This window comes from Azospirillum sp. TSH100 (genome assembly GCF_004923295.1).
Lineage (GTDB): Bacteria > Pseudomonadota > Alphaproteobacteria > Azospirillales > Azospirillaceae > Azospirillum.
The window spans coordinates 882,501-905,305 of sequence record NZ_CP039637.1; the positions used below are offsets into that span (position 1 = coordinate 882,501).

Annotated in this window: 22 protein-coding genes (1 of these 22 only partly in view); 13 read left to right on the top strand and 9 right to left on the bottom strand. The window is 67.6% G+C overall.

All coding sequences use genetic code 11. The features are described 5' to 3' along the window. From E6C72_RS25290 to E6C72_RS25320, 7 genes are all read right to left on the bottom strand, one after another. On the bottom strand, nucleotides 1–269 hold the beginning of the coding sequence (locus tag E6C72_RS25290) for a ferritin-like protein (RefSeq protein WP_247876158.1). It extends 865 nt beyond the left edge of the window; only the first 269 of its 1,134 coding nucleotides appear in the window; it begins with the start codon at nucleotides 267–269; the stop codon falls past the left edge of the window. Nucleotides 270–315: 46 nt separating this feature from the next. After that, complete coding sequence (locus E6C72_RS25295; RefSeq protein WP_109865418.1) at nucleotides 316–2,172, bottom strand: hypothetical protein; 1,857 nt, start codon at nucleotides 2,170–2,172, stop codon at nucleotides 316–318. 641 nt (nucleotides 2,173–2,813) lie between these two features. Next, complete coding sequence (gene def / locus E6C72_RS25300; protein ID WP_169055288.1) at nucleotides 2,814–3,350, bottom strand: peptide deformylase; 537 nt, start codon at nucleotides 3,348–3,350, stop codon at nucleotides 2,814–2,816. 83 nt (nucleotides 3,351–3,433) lie between these two features. Further along, complete coding sequence (locus tag E6C72_RS25305; protein WP_109865416.1) at nucleotides 3,434–4,429, bottom strand: AraC family transcriptional regulator; 996 nt, start codon at nucleotides 4,427–4,429, stop codon at nucleotides 3,434–3,436. A 174-nt stretch (nucleotides 4,430–4,603) separates the two neighbouring features. Continuing rightward, entirely contained in the window at nucleotides 4,604–5,524 is a 921-nt protein-coding gene (gene catA / locus E6C72_RS25310) for a catechol 1,2-dioxygenase (protein ID WP_109865415.1), read from the bottom strand. A gap of 72 nt (nucleotides 5,525–5,596) precedes the next feature. Beyond that, nucleotides 5,597–5,887: a muconolactone Delta-isomerase gene (catC, locus tag E6C72_RS25315; RefSeq protein ID WP_109865414.1), complete on the bottom strand. Its 291-nt coding sequence runs from the start codon at nucleotides 5,885–5,887 to the stop codon at nucleotides 5,597–5,599. 4 nt (nucleotides 5,888–5,891) lie between these two features. Then, complete coding sequence (locus E6C72_RS25320) at nucleotides 5,892–7,100, bottom strand: muconate/chloromuconate family cycloisomerase (RefSeq protein WP_109865413.1); 1,209 nt, start codon at nucleotides 7,098–7,100, stop codon at nucleotides 5,892–5,894. Between the two features lie 236 nt (nucleotides 7,101–7,336). Here E6C72_RS25320 and E6C72_RS25325 point away from each other — a divergent pair, with 236 nt between their 5' ends. From E6C72_RS25325 to E6C72_RS25370, 10 genes are all read left to right on the top strand, one after another. Then, nucleotides 7,337–8,209, top strand: coding sequence for a LysR family transcriptional regulator (locus tag E6C72_RS25325; RefSeq protein ID WP_109865412.1), 873 nt, complete (start codon nucleotides 7,337–7,339; stop codon nucleotides 8,207–8,209). 253 nt (nucleotides 8,210–8,462) lie between these two features. Further along, complete coding sequence (gene andAc, locus E6C72_RS25330) at nucleotides 8,463–9,737, top strand: anthranilate 1,2-dioxygenase large subunit AndAc (protein ID WP_109865411.1); 1,275 nt, start codon at nucleotides 8,463–8,465, stop codon at nucleotides 9,735–9,737. Nucleotides 9,738–9,742: 5 nt separating this feature from the next. Continuing rightward, nucleotides 9,743–10,231: an anthranilate 1,2-dioxygenase small subunit AndAd gene (andAd, locus tag E6C72_RS25335; RefSeq protein WP_109865410.1), complete on the top strand. Its 489-nt coding sequence runs from the start codon at nucleotides 9,743–9,745 to the stop codon at nucleotides 10,229–10,231. 21 nt (nucleotides 10,232–10,252) lie between these two features. Then, nucleotides 10,253–10,567, top strand: a complete 315-nt coding sequence (andAb, locus tag E6C72_RS25340; RefSeq protein ID WP_109865409.1) for an anthranilate 1,2-dioxygenase ferredoxin subunit AndAb — start codon at nucleotides 10,253–10,255, stop codon at nucleotides 10,565–10,567. Between the two features lie 14 nt (nucleotides 10,568–10,581). Next, a complete protein-coding gene (locus E6C72_RS25345) occupies nucleotides 10,582–11,844 on the top strand; it encodes an NAD(P)/FAD-dependent oxidoreductase (protein ID WP_109865408.1) in 1,263 nt (420 codons plus the stop codon). 131 nt (nucleotides 11,845–11,975) lie between these two features. Then, a complete protein-coding gene (locus tag E6C72_RS25350) occupies nucleotides 11,976–13,172 on the top strand; it encodes an ABC transporter substrate-binding protein (RefSeq protein WP_109865407.1) in 1,197 nt (398 codons plus the stop codon). A 32-nt stretch (nucleotides 13,173–13,204) separates the two neighbouring features. After that, nucleotides 13,205–14,137 (top strand): branched-chain amino acid ABC transporter permease, encoded by a 933-nt coding sequence (locus E6C72_RS25355; protein ID WP_109865406.1) that lies wholly within the window; start codon nucleotides 13,205–13,207, stop codon nucleotides 14,135–14,137. Further along, nucleotides 14,134–15,111: a branched-chain amino acid ABC transporter permease gene (locus tag E6C72_RS25360; RefSeq protein ID WP_109865405.1), complete on the top strand. Its 978-nt coding sequence runs from the start codon at nucleotides 14,134–14,136 to the stop codon at nucleotides 15,109–15,111. The genes E6C72_RS25355 and E6C72_RS25360 overlap by 4 nt, the downstream gene beginning before the upstream one ends. Then, entirely contained in the window at nucleotides 15,104–15,859 is a 756-nt protein-coding gene (locus E6C72_RS25365; protein ID WP_109865404.1) for an ABC transporter ATP-binding protein, read from the top strand. Before E6C72_RS25360 ends, E6C72_RS25365 begins: the two co-directional genes overlap by 8 nt. After that, nucleotides 15,859–16,560 carry an ABC transporter ATP-binding protein gene (locus E6C72_RS25370; protein WP_109865403.1) on the top strand — a complete coding sequence of 234 codons (702 nt, stop codon included), beginning with the start codon at nucleotides 15,859–15,861 and terminating at the stop codon, nucleotides 16,558–16,560. The genes E6C72_RS25365 and E6C72_RS25370 overlap by 1 nt, the downstream gene beginning before the upstream one ends. A 56-nt stretch (nucleotides 16,561–16,616) precedes the next feature. Here the strand turns inward: E6C72_RS25370 and E6C72_RS25375 are convergent, their stop codons facing one another. Then, nucleotides 16,617–17,429 carry a glucose 1-dehydrogenase gene (locus E6C72_RS25375; protein ID WP_109865402.1) on the bottom strand — a complete coding sequence of 271 codons (813 nt, stop codon included), beginning with the start codon at nucleotides 17,427–17,429 and terminating at the stop codon, nucleotides 16,617–16,619. Nucleotides 17,430–17,463: 34 nt separating this feature from the next. Beyond that, entirely contained in the window at nucleotides 17,464–17,901 is a 438-nt protein-coding gene (locus E6C72_RS25380; protein ID WP_109865401.1) for an RbsD/FucU family protein, read from the bottom strand. A gap of 399 nt (nucleotides 17,902–18,300) precedes the next feature. Here E6C72_RS25380 and E6C72_RS25385 point away from each other — a divergent pair, with 399 nt between their 5' ends. The 3 genes from E6C72_RS25385 (at nucleotide 18,301) to E6C72_RS25395 (ending at nucleotide 22,796) form a co-directional block, all read left to right on the top strand. After that, nucleotides 18,301–19,455: a porin gene (locus E6C72_RS25385; RefSeq protein ID WP_136700846.1), complete on the top strand. Its 1,155-nt coding sequence runs from the start codon at nucleotides 18,301–18,303 to the stop codon at nucleotides 19,453–19,455. 425 nt (nucleotides 19,456–19,880) lie between these two features. Next, on the top strand, nucleotides 19,881–21,092 hold the full coding sequence (locus E6C72_RS25390; RefSeq protein ID WP_109442874.1) for an ROK family protein: 1,212 nt from the start codon (nucleotides 19,881–19,883) through the stop codon (nucleotides 21,090–21,092). A 138-nt stretch (nucleotides 21,093–21,230) separates the two neighbouring features. Then, nucleotides 21,231–22,796 (top strand): sugar ABC transporter ATP-binding protein, encoded by a 1,566-nt coding sequence (locus tag E6C72_RS25395; RefSeq protein WP_247875924.1) that lies wholly within the window; start codon nucleotides 21,231–21,233, stop codon nucleotides 22,794–22,796. Nucleotides 22,797–22,805: the final 9 nt, after the last annotated feature.

Consider the following 22,805-nt stretch of genomic DNA (forward strand, 5'->3'; position numbering starts at 1 on the left):
TCCTGCATGGCGATGTCGATGATCATGCCGGCGATCACGCCATTCTTCGACTCGTCCAGCGAATAGGCGGCCTGGAGATAAGCCGGCAGGGTGGCGTGCTCCAGTTCGACGGCGAGCTGGAGGTTGGCGCGCACCTCGTCCAGCGTCCGCGGCGTCTTTGCCTGGACGACGAGCGAGGGGCCGCGCTTGGGCAGGTCGGTTGCCTTGGCGCCGGCGGCCGGGACCGAGCGGGTCGCCGCGATGGGCTCGCCTTGGGGGGCGGTCGTCATGTGGGATCTCTCCACCAATCAGATGGTTGGGGCGTGGCTCGGCCGGTTATTTCTTCAGGTAGGTGGCGGGGTGCGGCACGGCGCCCTCCGCCACCGGCGCCTGGGCGGCGGGCGGCGGCATCGTCCCCGTCGCTGGTGCGGCCTGTGCGGTGGCGGCCTGAGCGGTGGCGGGCTGTGACGGCACCGCGCCGCGCACCGGGTTGACCGCCCATTTCAGCACGGCGGCCTTCTTGTTCGGCGACAGGTCGCGCACCGCCGGCATGTAGTTCGGGTTCTCTTCCGGCAGCGACATGGCGGTTTGCAGCGCATAGAGATGTTTGCGCACGCTGTCATAGTCGCCCATGTTCAGCACCGGCAGCATCACCGGATAGAGAGCGGCATACTGCGCCAGGATCGGCTGGATGTCGGCCTCCCAGGTCGGCTCTTCGGGGATCTCGTAGCCGCTCCACACCAGAAAGCTGATGAAGTCCCACGGATTGCTGTAGGCCTCGGTGCCGGCCCCGCTCAGCGTCGGGCGCACGCCATAGACCTGCCCGTCGATGTCGTCCATCCCACGCGGGTGGCCCGGATCGCTGGCGGCGAACCGGACGGTGGCCTTGCCGGCGGTGTCGGTCTTCACCGAAGGCGGGAATCCCAGCGCGCCGGCCGGGATGCCGACCGGCGGATCGTCCTTGTCGCCGCCGAGCGAGCTGTTGTCGAAGGCCAGCGCGACCTCAGCGTCAGCCAGCGGCTTGCCGAAAGCGGTCGCCCAGACGGTGGTTTCGGCGCTGTCGCCCGGGGCCATGCGGTAGACGAACTGGTCGGCACGCAGGGCCTTTCCGTCCGCCGGCTCCTGCCCCAGCAGCCGGTCGGCGCCGGCCTTGCGCACGGCCAGCGGGCTGGTGCCGACAGCCGCCAGCTGCGCCTCGGTCAGGGCGATGTCGACGATGCCGGCGGTCCGCCGGTACCAGCCATTGTCCGGGGTGATGGCCTCGCCCAGCGGCTGGAAGGCCCCGGCCGGATCGAGATAGCCGACCTCCAGCGTCTCGCCGACGATGTCGCCGCGCCATTCCTTGAACGGGATGGAATTGCCGAGATCGATGGTCAGCGCCTTGCGCCCCTCGTTCACCACGGCGGTGGCGTAATAGAACAGGGTCGGCGCCGACTGGCTCTGCGTCTCGCTGGGTTGCAACTTGCGGCCCAGCGTGAAGAAGCGTGGCTCGTCCTTGCTGGCGACGCCGATGCTGCCGGTGATCAGGCCCATCGTGAAGTCGGGCGGCGGCGGATAGCGCGTGCCATCGTCGCCGATCCAGTACCCGGCGTTGTAACCCACCACGTTGAACTTGATCGACAGCAGCCCGTCCTTGCCCGCCGCGGCCTGAAGGTCCTGAAGGAAAGGCGAACCGGCGACGTCGCCCCAGGCAAGATCGGTCAGCACCGATTGCCAGGCGGCGCCATAGAGGCAGGCGGGATGCAGCTTGTGCTGCGGCAGGGAGCCCGGCGTCAGGCTGCGCTTCCACAGATCGGTGAAGGACGCGACGGCGAAGTTGCTGCGCAGTGCCGCCTTCCCGTCACCGCCGACCAGCCGGACGACGAGGCCCCAGATGGCCGAAACCATCTGCTGCTCGCTGTCCAGATCGACCATCTTGGCCGGCGGCTGGTCATCGGCGTCGGCCAGCGCCATCGACAGCACCGGATCACCGGTCACGGCACTGCCATCGCCCCGCACGGCACCAGTCACCAAGCAGTCGGTCAGACGCCAGACCCCGGTGCCGTAGGGATTCCAATAGCCAATGGCCCAGTTCGCGTAATCCGCGGCCGTGTAGTTGGTCCGGTCGAAGTTTGCCGGGAAATTATTGACGGTCGAAACGTCCGCAATGAATTTTCCAGTGAAATTCAGCCGCGGCCCAGTCAAATATGACATTGAGCTTCCCCCGCTTATTTAAAATACAGGATGAAAACTGAACTCAGGAATACATGGCACTGACGGCGCACCGGGAACTCTGGATCGGCGATACGCCCCCATTACAGAAAGTCAAACGCATAAGGTTCGCCTTTCGCCACGGCGCTGCCCCGCGAAGGCGACTGCGCGCCTGTCTATTGCCACCATTCCCATAGCACCAAAATGGTTTAATTGCCAGATGATTTACACGTTTCCGGATTGATGCGCGGACAATTCAAGCGCTGAAAGTAGAATATCTTTTCAGATATCCATCATTTTTTGCCATCGAGAACGTCATCCCGGACTGTGGCCCGGACTGTGGCCCGGACTGTGGCCTGCCGTCGCCTGCCGGCAGTAGATATCCAGCCACCAACCTTTGACGCGTATCCAGCTCTGCAACCTTCTCGATTGACAGGACAAGACCGCCAGTCCCGCAACCCCGCACGGGACGGATCACCCCTGCCGCCTTCGCCAGGCGGGATGGATGGAGCTTTTGCATCCGCTTCGCTGGTGCTGCTGGTGAACAGGCTGCCGGAATGGCGATCGTCGACGCCGGTGATCCGGATCGTCTTGCATCACCGGCCGCGGGGACGGTCACGAACGAAGTTATGGGCCGTGCCGCGTCAGTGCGCTTCCAAATCGGCGAGCCCGGACTCCGGGAACAGGGCGTCGATGAAGCCGAATTTCGCCATGTCCGCGATACGCTGGGGAAAGAGAAAACCCTCCAGATGATCGAATTCGTGCTGGAAAACCCTGGCGTGAAAGCCCTTCGCCTCACGGACCATCGGCGTGCCGTCTTCCAGGGTCCCGCCATAGCGGATGTGGGTGCAGCGCGGAACCATGCCGCGCATGCCCGGAACCGACAGGCAGCCTTCCCAGGATTCCTCCGTCTCCTCGGTGAGCTTCTCGAACCAGGGATTGATCAGCGTGGTGACGGGCACCGGCGGCACGTCCGGATAGCGCGGGTTGGAGTCGAACCCGAAGATGATCACCCGCAGGTCGACACCAATCTGCGGCGCGGCCAGTCCCGCGCCGTTGGTGGCATGCATGGTTTCAAACATCTCGGCGATCAGCGCTTTCACTGCCGGGTCATGGATGTCCTCAACCGGCCTTGCCACCCTTAGAAGCCGCGGATCACCCATCTTCAGGATTTCACGCATGATGTGTCAGCCCCTCCGATCCGCTCAATCAGGCATGGAGACCGGCCGAAGTGCAAGCGCCGCCTGTGACGGAACGCGACCCGTCAGGCGCACCCGCGGCGCAGGGTGTCCGACGGCCGCTCGCCGAAGCGATCGGCGTAATCCTGGGCGAAGCGGCTCAGATGGGTGAACCCGGCATTCAGCGCGACGGCCGTCACGCTGGCGCCATCGCCTCCTCCGCTGCGCAGTTGCGCATGGACATCGTCCAAACGCAGGTTGCGCAGATAGCGCAGCGGACTGACTCCCTCGAAACGCTTGAAGGCATCGTGCAACGTGCGCTCCGGGACGCCGGCCGCCTGGGCGATATCGGCCAGCGTGATCGCGGCGGCGGAATTTTCCCGCAGATAGGCGATGGCCCGATGAACCGAAACCGGCCGCGGCCCCTGCCGCCGGTCGTCCGGCTCCGCGCAATCCTGACCAGCCAGCAGAAGCCGGAGGAAGAGCTGCTCATATTCGGCGGCCACGAGGGGATCGTCCCGGATCAGCCGGACGGTGGCCGGATCGCCGATCACCCCGCGCAGCGCCACCAGCAGCGGCGTCAGCCGGGGACTGTGCAGATCCAGCCTTGCCGCCAGCCGCACCGGACGCGGCCCGTTGAAAGCCGCCAGCCGGCTGCGCGCAATCTTGAGCACCAGCTGCTCGCAATCGGGCGAGAACTGCCCAGCGATTGGGCTTCCCGGCGAACAGAGCACGCCGTTGAAACGGTCCACGGTGAAGGTGTCGCGCTCGATGCGGATTTCGGCGCCGCCGCTGACGCAGAGGATGGCGAGATAGTAATCGTCCAGCGGCGGGACGGCGATCGACGCCTGACCGAACTTGATCGTGCCGATCCCCATGCCCTTCATCGCCATGAAATCCATGTGCGACGGCTGGCCCCCCTTCGGCCGGCCGCAGGCCATCAGGCTGTGCGGCTGCATCACCTTGGAAATCCGTTCGCGGGCGTCATCCAGATCCGACGTCTCGAAGATGCGGCACAGCCGAAGCGCCGACGCGTTGAGGGGCGGCAAAGCGGCAGGCATGTCGGCGGCAATCATGTCCATGGCGACGCATCCTCCTGGCTGTGGACGACCCTCGTAACGATACGACTCCTAAGCAAATCCCGTACCGGATACCGGCTTCCGAAACGGGGACGCCCCCGCCGGGACGGGCGGGGGTCGTTCCTCGTCAGGACGAACCGGAATTCCGGGCACCGGAATCCCGTATGCCGGGACTGCTCAGGCCGAAACGCGCGCGCGCTCGACCACGTCGGCGGGCAGGCCGTCGCGGGCCTCGACCAGACGGAAATCGAAGCTGATCTCGGCGAAGGGACGGGTGACGCCACGGGATTCCATCGCCGCCGGATCGTCGATGCGGCGGATGTCGGGAACCAGACCGGCGCGGGTGGCGAAGGCGAAATCGTCGTCGATCAGCGGATCGCCCTTGATGTTGATCTGCGTCGTCAGCTTGCGGTAGCCGGGGGCGCTGACGAAGAAGTGGATGTGGGCGGGGCGGGCGCCGTGACGGCCCAGCAGGTCCAGCAGTTGCAGCGTGCTGCTGCCCGGCGGGCAGGCATAGCCCGACGGCATGATCGACTGGAAGGAATAGCGCCCGTCGGCGCCGGTCCGGATGGTGCCGCGATTGTTGAACGGTGTCTGCGCGCTGTCGAAGATCGAATAATTGCCCCTGGAGTTGGCGTGCCAGACCTCGACCACCGCGTTGGGGATCGGCTTGCCCAAGGCGTCGCGCACGACACCCGACATGAAGAGCGGCTCCGCCTCGTCGTCCAGCCCGTCATCGATGCGGGCGCTGCCCTGATGGACCGGAGCGCCGGCCACATAGAGCGGACCTTCGATGGTGCGCGGGGTGCCGGTCCCGTTCAGACCGGCGGCGGTCTCGCGCTCCTCGACCAGCAGGTCGATGAAATGCTCGAAGCCCAGGCCGGGGGCCAGCAGCCCGGCCTCGTTGTTCCTGCCCAGCTCGGTCAGATAGTTGCAGGCGGTCCAGAATTCGTCCGGGGTGACGTCGAAGTCGTTCATGGTGACGAACAGGTCGCGGACGACGCGATCGACGATCGCCTTGACCCGCGGGTTGGGCGTCTTGCCGGGCGTGACCTGGGTGAAGCGCGCCAACAGCGCGTCGATGTCCTTGGCCTGCATGGAAGTCTCCCTTTGAATTTGTTCGTTGGTTGCGGTCAGGAGGCTGGGTAGCCGCCTGGAGGAAACGGACCGTCAGGCGTCGCCGTCGCGAACCGACGACGGGTGGCGGCACAGCGGCGTGACCGCGATCTCCATGAAGGGGAACAGCGGCAGCCCGGTCAGGATGTCGTGCAGTTCGGCATTGTCGGCGACGTCGAAAACGCTGACGTTGGCGTAGGCCCCGGCGACGCGCCACAGATGGCGCCATTTGCCGCCGCGCTGCAGATCGGCGGCGATGGCCTTCTCGCGCGCCTTCAGGTCGGCCGCGGCATCGGGCGGCATGTCGGCCGGCAGGCGCACGGTCATCGTCACATGGAACAGCATGGGATCACTCTCCGGCTTGGGAAATGGCGGCTCGGGAAATGGCACCCTGGGAAATGGCGGCCTGAGGCATGGCGGACACGGCATGGAGGCTGCGCGGACGGTCGCGGCGCAGGGCGTCCAGCCGGTCGGGGTCGATGTCGACGCCGATGCCCGGCCCGTCGGGCACGACCAGGGCGAACTCCTCGTAGCGCAGCGGCGTGGCGAGGAAATCGTCGGTGAACAGCAGGGGGCCGAACAGCTCGGTTCCCCAGTCCAGCCGGGGCAGCGTGGCGAACAGCTGGGCCGCCGCCGCCGTCCCCACCCCGGTTTCGATCATGGTGCCGCCATAGATCCCGATCCCGGCCGCCTCGGCGATGGCCGCGACCTTCGCCGCCGGACCGACGCCGCCTGATTGGGCGAGCTTGACCGAGAAAACGTCGGCCCCGCCGGCGGCGGCGACCCGGAAGGCGTCCTCGGCACCGCGCAGGATCTCGTCGGCCATCACGGCGATGGGAAAATCCTGGGTCAGGCGGGCGAGTGCCGGCAGATGCTGGCGGCCGACCGGCTGTTCGACCAGATCGGCCCCGGCGTCGGCCAGCGCCGCCAGTCCGCGCCGGGCGTCGGTGACGCTCCAGGCCTGGTTGACGTCGACCCGGATGCTGGCACGGTCGCCCAGCGCGCGCTTGATCGCGGCGATGTGGGCGATGTCGTCGGCCAGTGGACGCTTGCCGATCTTCAGCTTGAAGATGTTGTGGCGGCGGGCGTCGAGCAGCCGCTCGGCCTCGGCGATGTCCAGATCGGATTGCCCGCTCGCCAGCGTCCAGGCGCAGGGCAGCCGGTCGCGCACCCGCCCGCCGAACAATTGGGCCAGCGATACGCCCAGCCGCCGGGCCGCCCCGTCCTGAAGCGCCGTTTCGACCGCGCATTTGGCCGTGTTGTTGCCCTGGACGAAGGGGCCGATCCGCGCCATCGCCGCCCCGACCCGGTCGGCATCCTGGCCGATCAGCAACGGCGCCATGTAGGTGTCGATGGCCAGCGCCATGCCTTCGACCGACTCCTCGCCATAGCTCAGGCCGCCGATGGTCGCCCCTTCACCCCAGCCGACGACGCCGTCGGACGCGGTGATGCGGACGATCACGACCGATTGCGTCCGCATCGTCGCCATCGCCAGGACGTGCTGGCGGATGGTCGGCAGATCCAGAATGAAGGTTTCGATCCGCTCGATTTTCGTCACGCGACCATCCTCAAATCAGGGCTTCTGTACGGCTTATGAATTTTTGTCGCTGATTATTCTTTGGAATGACGGTCAGCGTCCAAAACCGATTGAGTCCTGTTTCCATACCCAGCAGGTATGGGCTCGCTGGCGGAAGGATGCGCCCTTGTTGCCATCATCCCCGCTGTCGGGCATCAAGACGGGCATTGCGGGCGGGGTGACGGCTCCGTTCCGACCGGTGACGGGAGTTCGGTGATATGGAACTGCGGCACCTGCGCTATTTCCAGATGGTCGCGGCCGAGCGCAGCTTCACCCGCGCGGCGGAGCGGCTGCACATCGCGCAACCCCCGCTCAGCCGGCAAATCCGCCAGCTCGAAGAGGAGCTGGGGGCGGAACTGCTGGTGCGGGGATCGCGTCCGCTCGAACTGACCGAGGCCGGGCGCCTGCTCTACGAGCATGCCGTCCAGGTGCTCGACCGCGTCGACGACATCCATTGGAGCCTGCGGGCGCTGGGCGGATCGCGCCGCACCGTCTATCCGATCGGGCTGGTCGGCTCGATCCTCTACGGCTCGCTTCCGCGCGTGCTGAGACGGTTCCGGGCGTCGCGCCCCGACCTCGACGTCCGGCTGATCGAAATGACGACACTGGAACAGCTGCCGGCGCTGCGCGACCACCGCATCGCCATCGGCTTCGGCCGGCTGTCCTTCCAGGAGCCCGGCATCGTCCAGCGGGTTCTGCATGACGAACCGCTGGTGGTGGCGGTTTCCGGCGACTCCCCGCTGGCCGCCGGGACCGGCCCTGTCCCGTTGGCAGCATTGGTCGGCGAGACCCTGCTGGTCTATCCCCGCAAACCCCGGCCGAGCTATGCCGATCAGGTGCTTGCCCTGTTCCGCGACCGCGGCCTGTTGCCCAACGCGGTTGTGGAGGCGGGGGAGCTCCAGACCGCGCTGGGGCTGGTCGCCTGCGGTGTCGGGCTGTGTCTGGTGCCGGACTCCGCCTCCGGGTCGCGCGGCGACCTGATCTACCGGCCGATCGCCGAACCGGGAATCACCTCGCCGATCATCGTCAGCACGCGGGCCGGTGACGACAATGAGGCGACCACCGCCCTTCTCGCCATGGTCACGGAGTGAAACCAAGTGCCGCGTCCGCGATGCGACAGCTCAGCATCGCAGCGACCTGGTCAAATCCGAAGCAATCTCTGCGTTTTATTTTGGCACCGCACATAATGCCAAAAAGAATGTGGATTTTGATCTTCCGATTGTTGCGTTTTTTGGATAGCGGCGGACCACGCATGCGCTGAGCGGATAGAGCGGCCGGCCGGTCATCTGCCAAGCTTTTCCGGTGTGGAGGGTCGGTTGACCCCATGCTCAAAGGAAAAGCCCGATGACTGGACCAAGTGCCGAAAGCCGGCTTGCCGTATTCCCGAATCCCGACGGGTCGCGTGTGCCCTACACGGTGTTCAGTTCCGAAGAGATCTACGCACGGGAACAGGAGCGCATCTATCGCGGCCCGACCTGGAACTTCCTTGGCCTGGAAGCGGAAATCCCCAATCCTGGCGATTACAAAAGCACTTTCGTTGGCGACACCCCGGTGGTGATGACGCGGACCGAGGACGGCACGCTGGCCGCCTGGGTCAACCGCTGCGCCCACCGCGGCGCCATGGTCTGCCGCAAGGCGCGCGGCAACGCGCTGTCGCACAGCTGCGTCTATCACCAGTGGAGCTTCGGCGCCGCCGGCAATCTCCAGGGCGTTCCCTTCCGGCGCGGCCAGAAGGGCGCCACCGGAATGCCGAAGGATTTCGACCCGGCGAGGCACAACCTGCACCAGCTGCGGGTCGAGAGCTATCGCGGGCTGGTCTTCGCCACCTTCAGCGACACGGTCGGCCCGCTGGCCGACTACATCGGCCCCGAGATGCGGCCCTTCGTCGACCGTATCTTCGCCAAGCCGGTGGTCTATCTCGGCTGCACCCGGCAATATTCGGACAGCAATTGGAAGCTGTACTTCGAGAATGTCAAGGATCCCTACCACGCCAGCCTGCTGCACCTCTTCCACACCACCTTCAACATCTTCCGCGTCGGCATGAAGGCGCGCTGCATCCCCGACGCCACCCACGGGCTGCACAGCATCATCTATGTGTCGAAGAGCGAGGAGGACGTGAACTCGGCCGACTACAAGGCCCAGAAGATCCGCTCCTACGACGAGGGCTTCCATCTGGAGGATGACTCGCTGCTGGCGCTGGAGCCGGAATTCGACGAGATCACCACCAACCACATCCAGCCGATCTTCCCGCAGCTGGTGATCCAGCAGATCCACAACACGCTGGTCGCCCGCCAGCTGCTGCCCAAGGGGCCGGACCATTTCGAGCTGGTCTTCCACTTCTTCGGCTATGAGGACGACACGCCGGAGCTGCGGGCGCTGCGCATCAAGCAGGCCAATCTGGTCGGCCCGGCCGGCTACATCTCGATGGAGGACACCGAGGCGACCGAACTGGTGCAGCGCGGCACGGTGCGCGACGGCGACAAGACCTCGGTCATCGAGATGGCCCGCTCCGCCCCGGACGAGCAGAACACCCTGATCACCGAGACCCTGATCCGCCGCTTCTGGGTCGGCTATCAGAACCTGATGGGCTTCGAGACGCCCAGCGTCGCGGCGGAGTGACCGGCATGAACGACCTGATGACCCGCGACCTGTTGATCCGCCTGGAGTTGAGTGCGCTCCAGGACCGCTATGTCTCCATCATCGACAATGACCGGATGGAGGAATGGCCGACACTGTTCACCGAGGATTGCCTGTACCAGATCATCTCGAAGGAGAACGAGGATCTGGGGCTGCCGGCGCCGATCATGCATTGCGACAACGCCCGCATGCTGCGCGACCGCGTGGTGGCGATGCGCAACGCCAACATCTTCGAACAGCCGATCTACCGCCATTGCCTGTCCGGCCTGGAATGGACGAGCGACGGCGCCGACGGCTATCTCTGCCAGACCAGCTATGTGGTCATCAACACCTCGGCGGCCGGGGAATCGACGGTGTTTCAGGCCGGGCGCTACCTCGACCATGTCGTGCGCACCGCCGAAGGGCTGCGCTTCAAGGCCAAGCGCTGCATCTACGACACCAGCCGGGTGCAGACCCTGCTGGCCTACCCGATCTGACCACGGAGAGGGAAACCGACCATGACCGAATGGCACGACGCCGCCGCCACCGACGCCCTCAGCGACGACGAGGTGCTGGGACTCAGCATCGCCGGCGTGCCGGTCGCCCTGTTCCGGCAGGAGGGGGACTTCTTCGCCCTGCACGACCTCTGTTCCCACGGGGCGGCCCGGCTGTCCGACGGCTTCGTCGAGAATGGCTGCGTCGAATGCCCGCTGCACCAGGGGCTCATCGACATCCGCAGCGGCGCCCCGTGCTCCGCCCCGATCACCGAGCCGGTGCGCAGCTATCCCGTGCGGGTGGTCGGCGACCGGGTCGAGATCGCCCTGGACCGCTGAGGAGGGAGGCCCCCGTGACCGCAATACCCCAAGGGGGGGCGACCTATGTGGTGGTCGGCGGCGGTCAGGCCGCCGCCTGGATCGCCCGCACCCTGCGGACAGAGGGTTTCACCGGCCGGCTGGTGCTGATCGGCGAGGAACCGCACTGGCCCTATGAACGGCCGGCCCTGTCGAAGGCGTTCCTCCAGGGAACCGGCAGCGTCGAGGCGATCACCCTGCTGAACCCGACGCTCGCCGAGGAGGCCCGCGTGGAGTGCTGGCTCGGCCAGCGCGTGACGGCGGTGGACCGGGCGGCGCGGATCGTCACCACCGCCGACGGCCGCAGCGTCGCCTACGACACGCTGTTCCTGGCGACCGGCGGGCGGGCGCGGCGGCTGCCCGGCCTGGACTCGCTGCCGTCCGACCGCGTCCACACCCTGCGCACGCTGACGGAGTCCGAACGCCTGCGCGGCGCTCTGGCAGGGGCGAGGCATCTGCTGGTGCTCGGCGGCGGCTGGATCGGGCTGGAGGTCGCGGCGACCGCCCGCGCCCTCGGGGTCGCGGTGACGGTGGTGGAGGCGGCACCCCGGCTGTGCGCCCGCACCATGCCGCCGGTGGTGTCCGACTGGCTGCATACCCTGCATGAGAGCCACGGCGTCCGCATGGTCACCGGTGTCGGTGTCGCCGGCGTCACCGGTACGGCCGGCGGCATCGCCGTCACCCTCGCCGACGGCGGCAGGCTGGAGGCCGATCATCTCCTGCTCGGCATCGGCATCGAGCCGGAGGTCGGGCTGGCCGCCGCCATGGGGCTGGCTCTGGACGACGGCATCGTCGTCGATGCCCAGGGACGGACCTCCGATCCCGGCATCTTCGCCGCCGGCGACGTCGCCCGCCATCCCAACGCCTTCGCCGGAACGTCTCTGCGGCTGGAGTCCTGGGCCAACGCCCAGAATCAGGCGATCGTCGCCGCCAGGGCTGCCCTGGGGGGAACCGGCGTCTATGCCGAGATTCCCTGGTTCTGGTCCGATCAGTATGGCGTGAACGTGCAGATGCTGGGACTGCCCGGCCTCGGCACCCATGCGGTGGCGCGCGGCACGCCGGAGGCCGGCAGCGGCTGCTGGCTGATGCTGGACGGGTCCGGGGTTGCCGTCGGCGCGGTGGCGGTCAACGCCGCCCGCGACCTGCGCGTGCTGCGCAAGCTGCTGGAGGACGGCCGCGCCCCGCTGCCCGGCGCCTGGACGGACACGACGACGCCGGTCCAGCGGCTGCCCAGCCGTCCGAACGTCGGCCTGGACTGACGCCCATCTCCGGCCCCGGACTGAAATGCCCGCCACCCGACGCAGACAACCGGCGCACCGCAGAGACACGGATGCCAAAAGCCGGATTGCGAGGGTATGCTCAAAAAACGTCAAGAACAGGGAAAATCACAATGAACCGTCGCAGCTTCCTCACCACGACCGCCGCAACCGCAACCCTGGCCGCCACCGGCGGCTTCGCCTTCGCGCCCTCCGTCGCGCGGGCGCAGAGTCAGGCGGTAAAGGTCGCCTTCGTCGGCACCCTGTCCGGTCCGGGGGCGGCGCTCGGCACCCATCTGCGCGATGGCTGGCTGGCCGGGGTGGCGCGCCTGAACAACCAGCTGGGCGGCCGGGCGGTCGAGACGCTGGTGATCGACGACGAGCTGAAGCCGGACGTGGCGGTGTCCAAGGTCCGTGCCGCGCTGGAGCGCGACAAGGTCGATTTCGTGGTCGGCGTCGTCTTCAGCAACATGCTGCAGGCCATCGTCCGCCCGGTGACGGAGAGCAACACCTTCCTGATCACCGCCAACGCCGGCCCCTCCACCCTGGCCGGCAAGGGATGCAGCCCCTTCCTGTTCAGCAGCGCCTATCAGAACGACCAGCCGCACGCGACGATGGGGCAGGCGGCGCAGGATCTGGGCTACAAGCGCGTCTTCATCCTGGTGCCGAACTATCAGGCCGGCAAGGACGCGGTGGCCGGCTTCCGCAGCCGCTACAAGGGCGAGGTGGTGGACGAGGTCTATGTCCCGCTGAGCCAGCTAGACTTCTCGACCGAGGTCACCAAGATCGCCGCCGCCAAGCCCGACGCCATCTTCACCTTCATGCCGGGCGCGCTGGGCGTCAATCTGGTGCGGCAGTACCGGCAGGCCGGTCTCGCCAACATCCCCTTCCTGTCCACCTTCACTGTCGACGAATCGACCCTGCCGGCGCAGGGCGAGGCGGCGCTCGACTTCTACACCGCCGCCACATGGGCGCCCAACTTCGACAACCCGCACAGCCGCCGCTTCGTGCAGGAGTTCGAGGCCGCCTACGGCTATGTCCCGTCGAACTTCGCCGCCCACGCCTATGACGCCGCCCACATGCTGGACGCGGCGATCCGCCGGACAGGTGGCGACGTCGCCAACAAGGCGGCGCTGCGCACGGCGCTGGAGGCGGGCGATTTCCCGTCGGTGCGCGGGTCGCTGCGGCTGGGACCCAACCATTTCCCGATCCAGGATTTCTGGCTGTGCAAGGTCGCCAAGCGCGCCGACGGCAAGTTCCAGACGGAAACCGTGCGCAAGGTGCTGAGCGCCGACTCCGACAGCTACGCCGCCTCCTGCAAGATGGGGTGACGGGCGGGACCGGCTGACGGGGGAATTTAGCGATGTCCATGCTTCTGGTGCAGGCTCTGAACGGCCTGCAATTCGGGGTGCTGTTGTTTCTGGTGGCGGCCGGGCTCAGTCTGGTGTTCGGCGTCATGGACCTGATCAATCTGGCCCATGGCGTCCAATACATGCTGGGCGCCTATGTCGCCGCCACGCTGGGCGTGTGGACCGGCAACTTCTGGCTGGGGGCGCTGCTGGCCCTGCCGGTGGCGCTGCTGGTCGGGTTGGCGCTGGAATGGCTGGTGTTCCGTCATCTCTACCGACGCGACCATCTGAGCCAGGTGCTCGCCACCTTCGGTGTGATCCTGACGGTGGACGAGGCGACGCGGGCATTGTGGGGCAGCGCCCCGCAGACCGTGCTGGAGCCCACCGGACTGGCCGGCGGCCCGCTGGGCGGGGTGGAGATCGTCGCCGGGCTGATCTATCCGACCTACCGGCTGGTCATCATCGGCATTGGCATCGTCGTTCCCCTGCTGCTGTGGTTCCTGGTGGAGCGGACGCGCGCCGGCATGCTGGTGCGGGCGGGGGCGACCCACCCCGCCATGGTGTCGGCGCTGGGGGTGGACATCCGCCGCCTGTTCACCGTCGTCTTCGCCTTCGGCGCCATGCTGGCGGGCTTCGCCGGGGCGCTGGCCAGCCCGATCTTCCCGGTGGCTCCCGGCATGGGCGACACCGTGCTGATCCTGTGCTTCGTGGTCATCGTCATCGGCGGCGTCGGCTCCATCCGGGGCGCCTTCATCGCGGCATTGCTGGTCGGGCTGCTCGACAGCGTGGGGCGGGCGATGCTGCCCGACCTGCTGCGCCTGCTGCTCGACCCGTCGTCGGCGCGGCAGACCGGGGCGGCGCTCGCCTCCATGCTGGTCTACATCGTGATGGCCGCCATCCTGTTCTTCCGCCCGGCCGGGCTCTTTCCCGGAGGACGCGCGGCATGACGGCAGCCTTTCGCAAACATGCGCTCGCGCTGGTCACGCTGCTGGCGCTGGCGTCCGCCCCCTTCCTCGGCTTCGGCGACGGCTTCGCGCTCGGCCTGCTGGCCCGCGCGATGATCCTGGGCATGGCGGCGGTCAGCCTGTCGCTGCTGGTCGGCGGCGCCGGGCTGGTCAGCCTGGGCCACGCCGCGACGATGGGGATCGGCGCCTATACGGTGGTCGCCTTCGACGCCGCCGGAATCAGCGAGGGGCTGATCGTCTTTCCCGCCGCCATCGCCGCGGCAGCCGCCTATTCGCTCGTGACCGGAGCGGTGTCGCTGCGCACCAGCGGCGTGCATTTCATCATGATCACGCTGGCCTTCGGCCAGATGGCCTTCTTCACCACCTCCTCCTTCTCCAGCCTGGGCGGCGACGACGGCTACACGCTCTACGCCCGCACCGAATGGTTGGGCACCCACCTCATGGACAGCCGGCTGACCTTCCATTTCCTGTGCCTGGGCCTGCTGGCACTGATGTGGGTCGGCGGCAACCTGCTGCTGGGCAGCCGGTTCGGCCGGGTGCTGCGGGCGGCGCGGGAGAATCCGCAGCGGGCGCTGGCGGTCGGCTTCCAGCCCTACCCCTACCGTCTGGTCGCCTATGTGATGGCCGGGGCGGTCGGCGGGCTGGCCGGCGCCCTGCTCGCCAACGCGACGGAGTTCGTGTCGCCCGCCCTGCTGTCCTGGACGCGGTCGGGAGAGCTGCTGTTCATGGTCATCCTCGGCGGCGTCGGCCAGCTCGGCGGCGCGATCCTGGGGGCGCTCGCCATCGTGCTGCTGGAGGAATCGCTGTCGCACCTGCTGGTTTACTGGCGGCTGGTGTTCGGGCCGCTGCTGGTGCTGTCGGTGCTGTTCCTGCCGGACGGGCTGATCGGCGCCCCGCTGCGCCTGCGCGCCGCAGTCCGCTTCGCCACCCCCAAGCGGAGGAACGCCGATGCATGATCCGTTGCTGGAACTGCGCGGCCTGAGCAAGAATTTCGGCGCGCTGACCGTGACCTCCGACGTGTCGCTGACCGTCCTGCCGGGGGAGATCCATGCGGTCATCGGCCCGAACGGGGCGGGCAAGACCACGCTGATCCACCAGATCAGCGGCACGCTCCGCCCGGACCGCGGCACCATCCGCTTCGCCGGCCAGGACGTGACCGCCCTGCCCTTCGAGCGCCGCGCCCGGCTGGGGCTGGCCCGCAGTTTCCAGATCACCAGCATCGTGCCGGGCTTCACCGCGCTGGAGAATGTGGCACTGGCGGTGCAGGCGCGCAGCGGCTCCTCCTTCCGCTTCCTGCGCCCGGTGGCGGGCGAGGCGGCGCTGAACGACGAAGCGCGCACCGCACTCGACATTGTCGGGCTGGGACGGGTGGCCGAGCGCGGCGCCGCCGCCCTGTCGCATGGCGAGAAGCGCCAGCTCGAACTCGCCATCGCCATCGCGATGAACCCCCGCCTGCTGCTGCTCGACGAGCCGTTGGCCGGGGCCGGGCCGGAGGAGACGGAACGGCTGATCGGCATCCTGCGCGAGCTGCGCAGCCGCTACGGCATCCTGCTGGTCGAGCATGACATGCAGGCGGTGTTCGCCCTGGCCGACCGCATCTCCGTCCTGGTCTATGGCCGGATCATCGTCACCGGCACGGTGGACGAGATCCGCGGCCACCCGGAAGTCCGCACCGCCTATCTTGGAGAGGACGCGTTGGCGTGATGCTGAAGATCGACAATCTCACGACGGGTTACGGCCAGAGCCAGGTGCTGTTCGACGTGTCGCTCTCGATCGAGGCCGGGCAGGTGCTGGCGCTGATGGGGCGCAACGGCATGGGCAAGACCACGACCATCTCCGCGATCATGGGGCTGATCCCGCGCTGGGGCGGCGGCGTCAGCTTCGACGGCCGCGGCATCGGCCGCATGCCGCCGCACCGGGTGGCCCGGCTGGGGGTGGGGCTGGTGCCGGAAGGCCGCCAGATCTTCCCGACCCTGTCGGTGGAGGAGAACCTCGTCGCGACCGCCGCCACCCGTGGCGGCGGAACCGCACGCTGGACGCTGGAGGCGGTGTGGCAGCTGTTCCCCCGCCTGCGCGAACGCCGCCGCAACCTGGGCAACCGCCTGTCGGGCGGCGAACAGCAGATGCTGGCGATCGGCCGGGCGCTGATGACCAACCCGCGCCTGCTGATCCTCGACGAGGCCACCGAAGGCCTGGCCCCGGTCATCCGCGCCGAGATCTGGGCGGTGCTGGAGACGCTGAAGCGCGAGGGCCAGTCGATCCTTCTGGTCGACAAGAACCTGTCGGCGGTGCTGCGCCTCGCCGATGCCTGCGCGGTGATCGAGAAGGGCCGCACGGTGTGGAGCGGCACCAGCGCCGAACTGGGCCGGGCGGCCGACATCCAGGAAAGCTACCTGCACATCTGAGGCGCCCCGGGCGGAAAGCGGGCGCAACCTTGGGCGCCCCGATCGCCGGAACGCCCTCAGGACGTGCTGTTCGATTTGATCTCGTTGAACAGGGTGAGCCCGCCGCAGGCGTACAGGGTCTGGCCGGTGATGTAGCTGGCGTCGTCGGAGGCGAGAAAGGCGAAGACCGGCGCCATCTGCTCCGGCGTGGCGACGTAGCGCATCGGGATCATCCCCTCGATGACCTTCCGGCGGACCGGATCATCCTTCCAGGCCGCGTTGATGTCGGTCGCGACGGCGCCGGGGCCGACCGAATTCACGCGGATGCCCTTGTCGGCGAACTCCAGCGCCAGCGTCCTCGTCATGTTGTCGAGCCCGCCCTTGCTGATCGAGTAGGACAGATAGCCGGGCTTGGGGATGAGCTGATGGACACTGGAGTTGTTGACGATCACCCCGCCGCCGGGACGGCCGAGGAAATGCGCGATCGCGGCGCGCGCGCAGTAGGCCGCCCCCAGCAGATTGACGGCGAGCACGCGCTCCATCGTCCCGTCCGTGAAGGACTCGCTCGGCTCCTCGCTCTGGATGCCTGCGTTGTTGACCAGGATGTCGAGCCGGCCGAACGCCGCCACGACCTCGTCGACCATGGCGTCGACGGCGGCCGAGGAGGCGACGTCGGCATAGACCAGCCGGTGCCGGCGGCCGGGAAAGCCGGCGGCGGCGCCCGCCGCCGCGACCGCCGCCAGCGCCTCGTCGGCCTGGGGCCCCGGCGCGATGGCGTTGATCGCCACCGTCGCCCCTTCCTGGGCGAAGCGTTCGGCGACGGCGCGGCCGATGCCCCGCGACGCGCCGGTGACGAGGGCGAATTTGTCGACAAGCCGTTTCGTCGTCATGGTCTTCGTCCTTTCCGCTCAGGAACGCCTGTCTTCAGCCACCCGTCGGGCGGATGACGCCTTTGCGCAGAATGATATTGCCATACAGCCTCGCCTCTCCCGAAGCGACGACGCCGAAGGCGGAGCGCACCCGGTCGTAGAATGGCTTTCCCACCAGTGGCGTCAGGCGGACCTGTGGCGCATGGGCGGTCACCGCATCCTGCAACTCCACCATCACCGGCTCGATCCGGTCGACATCGTTCTGGGCGGCGGGACGGAAGGCCGTCTCCTCGACGAAATCGTCGAGCGGCATCACCGACAGGATGGCGCGGACGATCCGCGGCGCGTCGATCCCATCCATGCGCACCAGACGGCGGGCGTCGGCGACCGCCGGGTAGTTGGCGTCCACGACGGCGATCTCATCGCCATGGCCCATGGCGCGCAGCATGGCCAGCAGCTCGGGGCCGAGCAAGGGATCGATACCAATCAGCATGGCTGTTTCCTCCGGATTTTTTGGGAGCGGACCAGGATCCGCGAACGGGCGGTGGATCGAAACTTTCTTGCGCATCCCGCCCTTCTGACCGCACCCCATGAATATCATCGGGATACTGACGATACAACATAACTTAATTCACTGTGATTAATTTATTGACGGACGGATGATCGCCGTCTAGCATGATCGAGGCTGGCAACGATGGACCCGGAATGCCGCGCATGCAGGGGTGTGTGCGGCGACGGCGACGTGGGGCCTGCCGCAATCGCTTGCCGTCTTTGCATGTCCGAACCCGCTCGCCGCTGCGGTCGCCACTGTGCGAGCAGCCCGCTCATGGCTTCGGGCATGACGAATGATCAGGCCAAGCAACAACAAGACTTTTTGTTGGGGGAAACGTTGATGGTGAGATCCGCTCTGCTGCTTGGAGCAGCCACCCTTTCTCTCGCCTTGGTCATGGGGGCCGGTTCGGCCTCGGCCCAGTCGAAGTTCGACATCACGCTTGGCGGCGACGCCTATTTCGAGGGCGGCTACGTCAACCAGGACCGTGACAGCGGCCTGCGCAACACCGAGTTCCGCAACCGCCTGCGCCTGCTGGTGACGCCGAAGGCCAAGGCCGACAACGGGCTGGAATACGGCGCCCGCATCCGCCTGCTGGCGGAGAACGGCACGGGCAACGTCCGCACCGTCACCAATGACCGCGCCTTCATGTTCGTCAACGGCAGCTTCGGCACTGTGCATCTGGGTGTCGAGAACGGCCCCAGCGACGACAGTGGCGTGATCGCCCCGTCCGACTGGGGCACCGGCGGCGTCGACGGCTCCTTCCCGTCCTGGCTCGGCAACAGCGCCGCCAACGCGCCGGTCACCATCGGCAACATCCGCGCGCTGATCTCCGGCAACAGCGCCACCCGCGCCACCTACTGGACCCCGGAATTCGCCGGCTTCAAGTTCGGCGCCTCCTACCAGCCCTCCTCGGACAGCAGCAACACCGACATCAACCGCTCCAAGCTGGCGCTGGCCTCGGCCAACCGCACCGGCGCCTACCGCGACGTCTATGAAGTCGGCGGCACCTACACCAACACGCTGGGCGGCGTGGCGGTCAACGGCAGCCTGTTCTATCTCGGCGGCCAGGCCAAGAACTCCACCACCACCCCGGCGGCGAGCTTCGACGATCTGTCCTCGACCCATGCCGGCCTGACGCTGGCCTATGCCGGCTTCAAGATCGGAGGCAGCTATGCCTGGTCGGGCGACAGCGGCTATGCCAAGTCCAGCGCCACCATCGTCAGCCGCGAGAAGCAGGACGTCTGGACCGCCGGCGCCCAGTACACCTTCGGCGCCACCACGCTCGGTGTCGGCTACCTGAACGCCAAGGATGCCGGCGACCTCACCGTCCGCGGCCGCAGCAAGTTCGAGCTGTTCACCGTCGGCGCCAAGTATGTCGTCGCACCCGGCTTCAGCGTCGCGCCCGAATACAACCACTTCAAGCTCAGCTCCGACGTCGCCGCAAACAGCGACAAGGGCGACATCTTCATCATCCGCACCGATCTCGCATTCTAAGGGCTTCGGACTTCCAGAAGAGGCCAACCGACGTCCTGGCCCTTCATCCGCTTCGCACCGCCATGGAACTCTCTCCTCTCCCTCCATGGCGGTGCGTCCCGGCGCGCTCTCCCTCGGGTGCGTCGGCCCCGGTCTTCCTGGTGCCGGGGTCTCCTGGCGGTCGGATGGCGATCTGCTGTCCGACCGCTTTCTTTCTCAGGATGTGAGCAACGGCGCCCCCGGCATGAAAACAATAATATTGCTTACAATGCGAGCACATTTGATTTGATATTTTAATATGCCGTAAAATACGACAGAGAAAATCTTAATTCACCGTGATTAATTATTGACGCCCGATACAGTTGGGCATAGTGTGTTTTTCATGGTGGACAAGGGAGCAAGGACTGCTACGGCATCCGCCCCCTTCGCATCAGGAGTTTCCCCCGATGTCCCAAGCCCCGCGCGGCCAAGGCAGCAATTCGACCAACCTTCGCCAGTTCAACGAGCGCGTCATCCTGGCAGCGCTGCGGCGGATCGGCGAAGCGTCGAAGGCCGACCTGGCGCGGCTGGTCAACCTGACGGACAACACCGCCGGCTCGATCGTGCGCGATCTGGAAGCCCAGCAGTTGGTACGGGTCGGGGCCAAGCGCCAGGGCGGCCGCGGCCAGCCGGCGACCCTGCTGTCGCTGGACGCCGACGGCGCCTATGCCGCCGGCCTCAAGATCGGGCGGCGGTCGATGGACGCGGTGCTGGTCGATTTCTGCGGTTCCGTGCTGGCGCGCCAGTCGCGCCCGGCGCAGCTCGCCTCGCCGCAGAGCGTGCTGGACGCGGCGGAGGAGATGCTGGCGGCGCTGCTGGCCGACGTGCCGATGGACAGCCGCGACCGCATCGTCGGGCTCGGGGTCGCCGCCCCCTACAATATGGGAAGCTGGCGGCGCGAGCTGGGGATTTCCGCCGAAGCCTGCGAGGGCTGGAACGAATTCGACATCATCGGCGCGCTGGCTTCGCGCACCGGCATGGAGGTGTTCGGCGAGAATGACGGCACCGCCGCCGCGGTGGCGGAGCTGTTTCTCGGGCATGGCCGGCGGCGTGACGATTTCATCTATGTCTTCATCGGCGCGGCCACCGGCGGCGGCGTCGTGCTGGGCGGCGATTACCTGCGCGGCAGCCACGGCAACGGCGGCGATATCGGCCTGATGCCGGTCCCGCCCTCGACCCTGCCGACGGCGCCGCCGCCGACCCGGCGCTGGGACATCCTGCTGACCCGTGCGTCGATCAACGCGCTGGTGCGCCATCTGAAGGGCAGCGGTGTCGACTTCCCGGTCTATGACGGGCTGGAGGACGCCATCCTTCGCCATCCGCAGCTGGCCGACGAATGGCTGGAGGATTGCGCCGACGCCCTGACCGGCCCACTGTTGTCGGCGGCACGCACGCTCGACGTGACCACGGTGGTGCTCGACGGCGCGCTGCCGCCGGCGATGCTGGCGCGGCTGCGGGACCGGACCGACCAGCTGCTGGCGGACTCGGCGCCGGAATCCCGGACGTCGCCGGAACTGCTGCTGGGCAAGGTCGGGCGGGAAGCCGGGGCGATCGGCGCCGCGCTGCTGCCCCTTCATCTGAACTTCAGCCCGAAACGGGCGACACTGGTCAGTCAATAGCCCGGCCCAGGGCCGGAGAACGACAGACCGGCCGAAGGCCGGCAAGGGCCGCAAAGGCCATCAGTCCAGACGGTTAATCCAAGCGGCCGGTCCAACCGGCCGACAAAGGCGGCCCAACGCGGCCGGGAGGAAGCGATCATGGAAACCATGTTGACCGACGTGCTCGGGTCATCTCCGCCGGTTCTGGAGATGCGCGGCATTTCCAAGACCTTTCCCGGGGTGAAGGCGCTCGATTCCGTCAGCCTGACCGTCCGCCAGGGTGAAATCCTCGCGCTGATGGGGGAGAATGGCGCCGGCAAGAGCACGCTGATGAAGGTGCTGTCCGGCGCCTATGTGGCCGATCCCGGCGGCCAGATGCTGATGCACGGCCAGCCGGTGAGCGTGGCCTGCCCGGCCGACGCCAAGCGCCTGGGCATCGCCATCATCTATCAGGAACTCAGCCTCGCCCCCAACCTTACGGTCGCCGAGAACATCTTCATCGGCGAGGAACCGCGGCGCGGTCCCTTCGTCGACCGGGCGGCGATGCGCGCCGGCGCGCAGGAACTGCTCGACCGGCTGGGCGTCGGCTTCGGTGCCGACACCGAGGTCGGCACCCTGTCGATCGCCGAACAGCAGATGGTGGAGATCGCCCGCGCGCTCCGCGTACGCTCCAAGGTTCTGGTGATGGACGAGCCGACCACAGCCCTGTCCTCGCGCGAGACCGAAAAGCTGTTCGCCCTGATGCTGCGCCTGAAGCAGGACGGGCTCGGCATCGTCTACATCAGCCACCGCATGGCCGAAATCTACGAGCTGGCCGACCGCGTGTCGGTGCTGCGCGACGGCACCTATGTCGGCACCCTCGACCGCGCCGACATCAATCCCGAGGCGCTGGTGCGGATGATGGTCGGCCGCAAGCTCGACAGCTTCTACGCCAAGCAGCATTCGGCCGAGGCCGCCAAGGGACCGGTGGCGCTGACGGTCGAGGACCTGCGCGACCAGCGTGGCCGGGTGCGCGGCTGCGGCTTCACCCTGCGCTATGGCGAGGTGCTCGGCATCGCCGGGCTGGTCGGCGCCGGCCGCACCGAACTGGCGCGCCTGATCTACGGCGCCGATCCGCTGGCCGGCGGCGGCATCACGCTGGACGGCAAGCCGGTGACCATCCGCGGGCCCGGCGACGCGCTGCGGCTCGGCATCAGCTACCTGACCGAGGACCGCAAGCGCCAGGGCCTGTTCCTGGACATGTCGGTGCATGACAACATCAACATCGGCGTGGTCGACCGCGACGCCCGTCCCGGCGGCCTGCTCAACCGGTCGCGGGCAGCCGACCGCACCTCGGACGCGGTGTCGGCTCTCGGAATCCGCGTCGCCCATCCGCGCGTCAATGTCGGCAGCCTGTCGGGCGGCAACCAGCAGAAGACCCTGCTGTCACGCTGGCTGGAGATGAAGCCGCGCGTGCTGATCCTGGACGAGCCGACCCGCGGCGTCGACATCGGCGCCAAGAGCGAAATCTACCGGATCATCGACCGGCTTGCCCAGGCGGGCGTGGCGATCCTGGTGATTTCCAGCGAGCTGCCCGAGCTGATCGGCGTCGCCGACCGCATCCTGGTGATGCGCGAGGGCGAGATCGCGGGCGAGGTCGGCGGCGCGTCGGGCGTCGCGGTCACCCAGGAAAACATTGTCGCTTTGGCCACCGGCGCCGCGGTCGAGTCCGCGGCCGCCGCCTGATCCGATGGA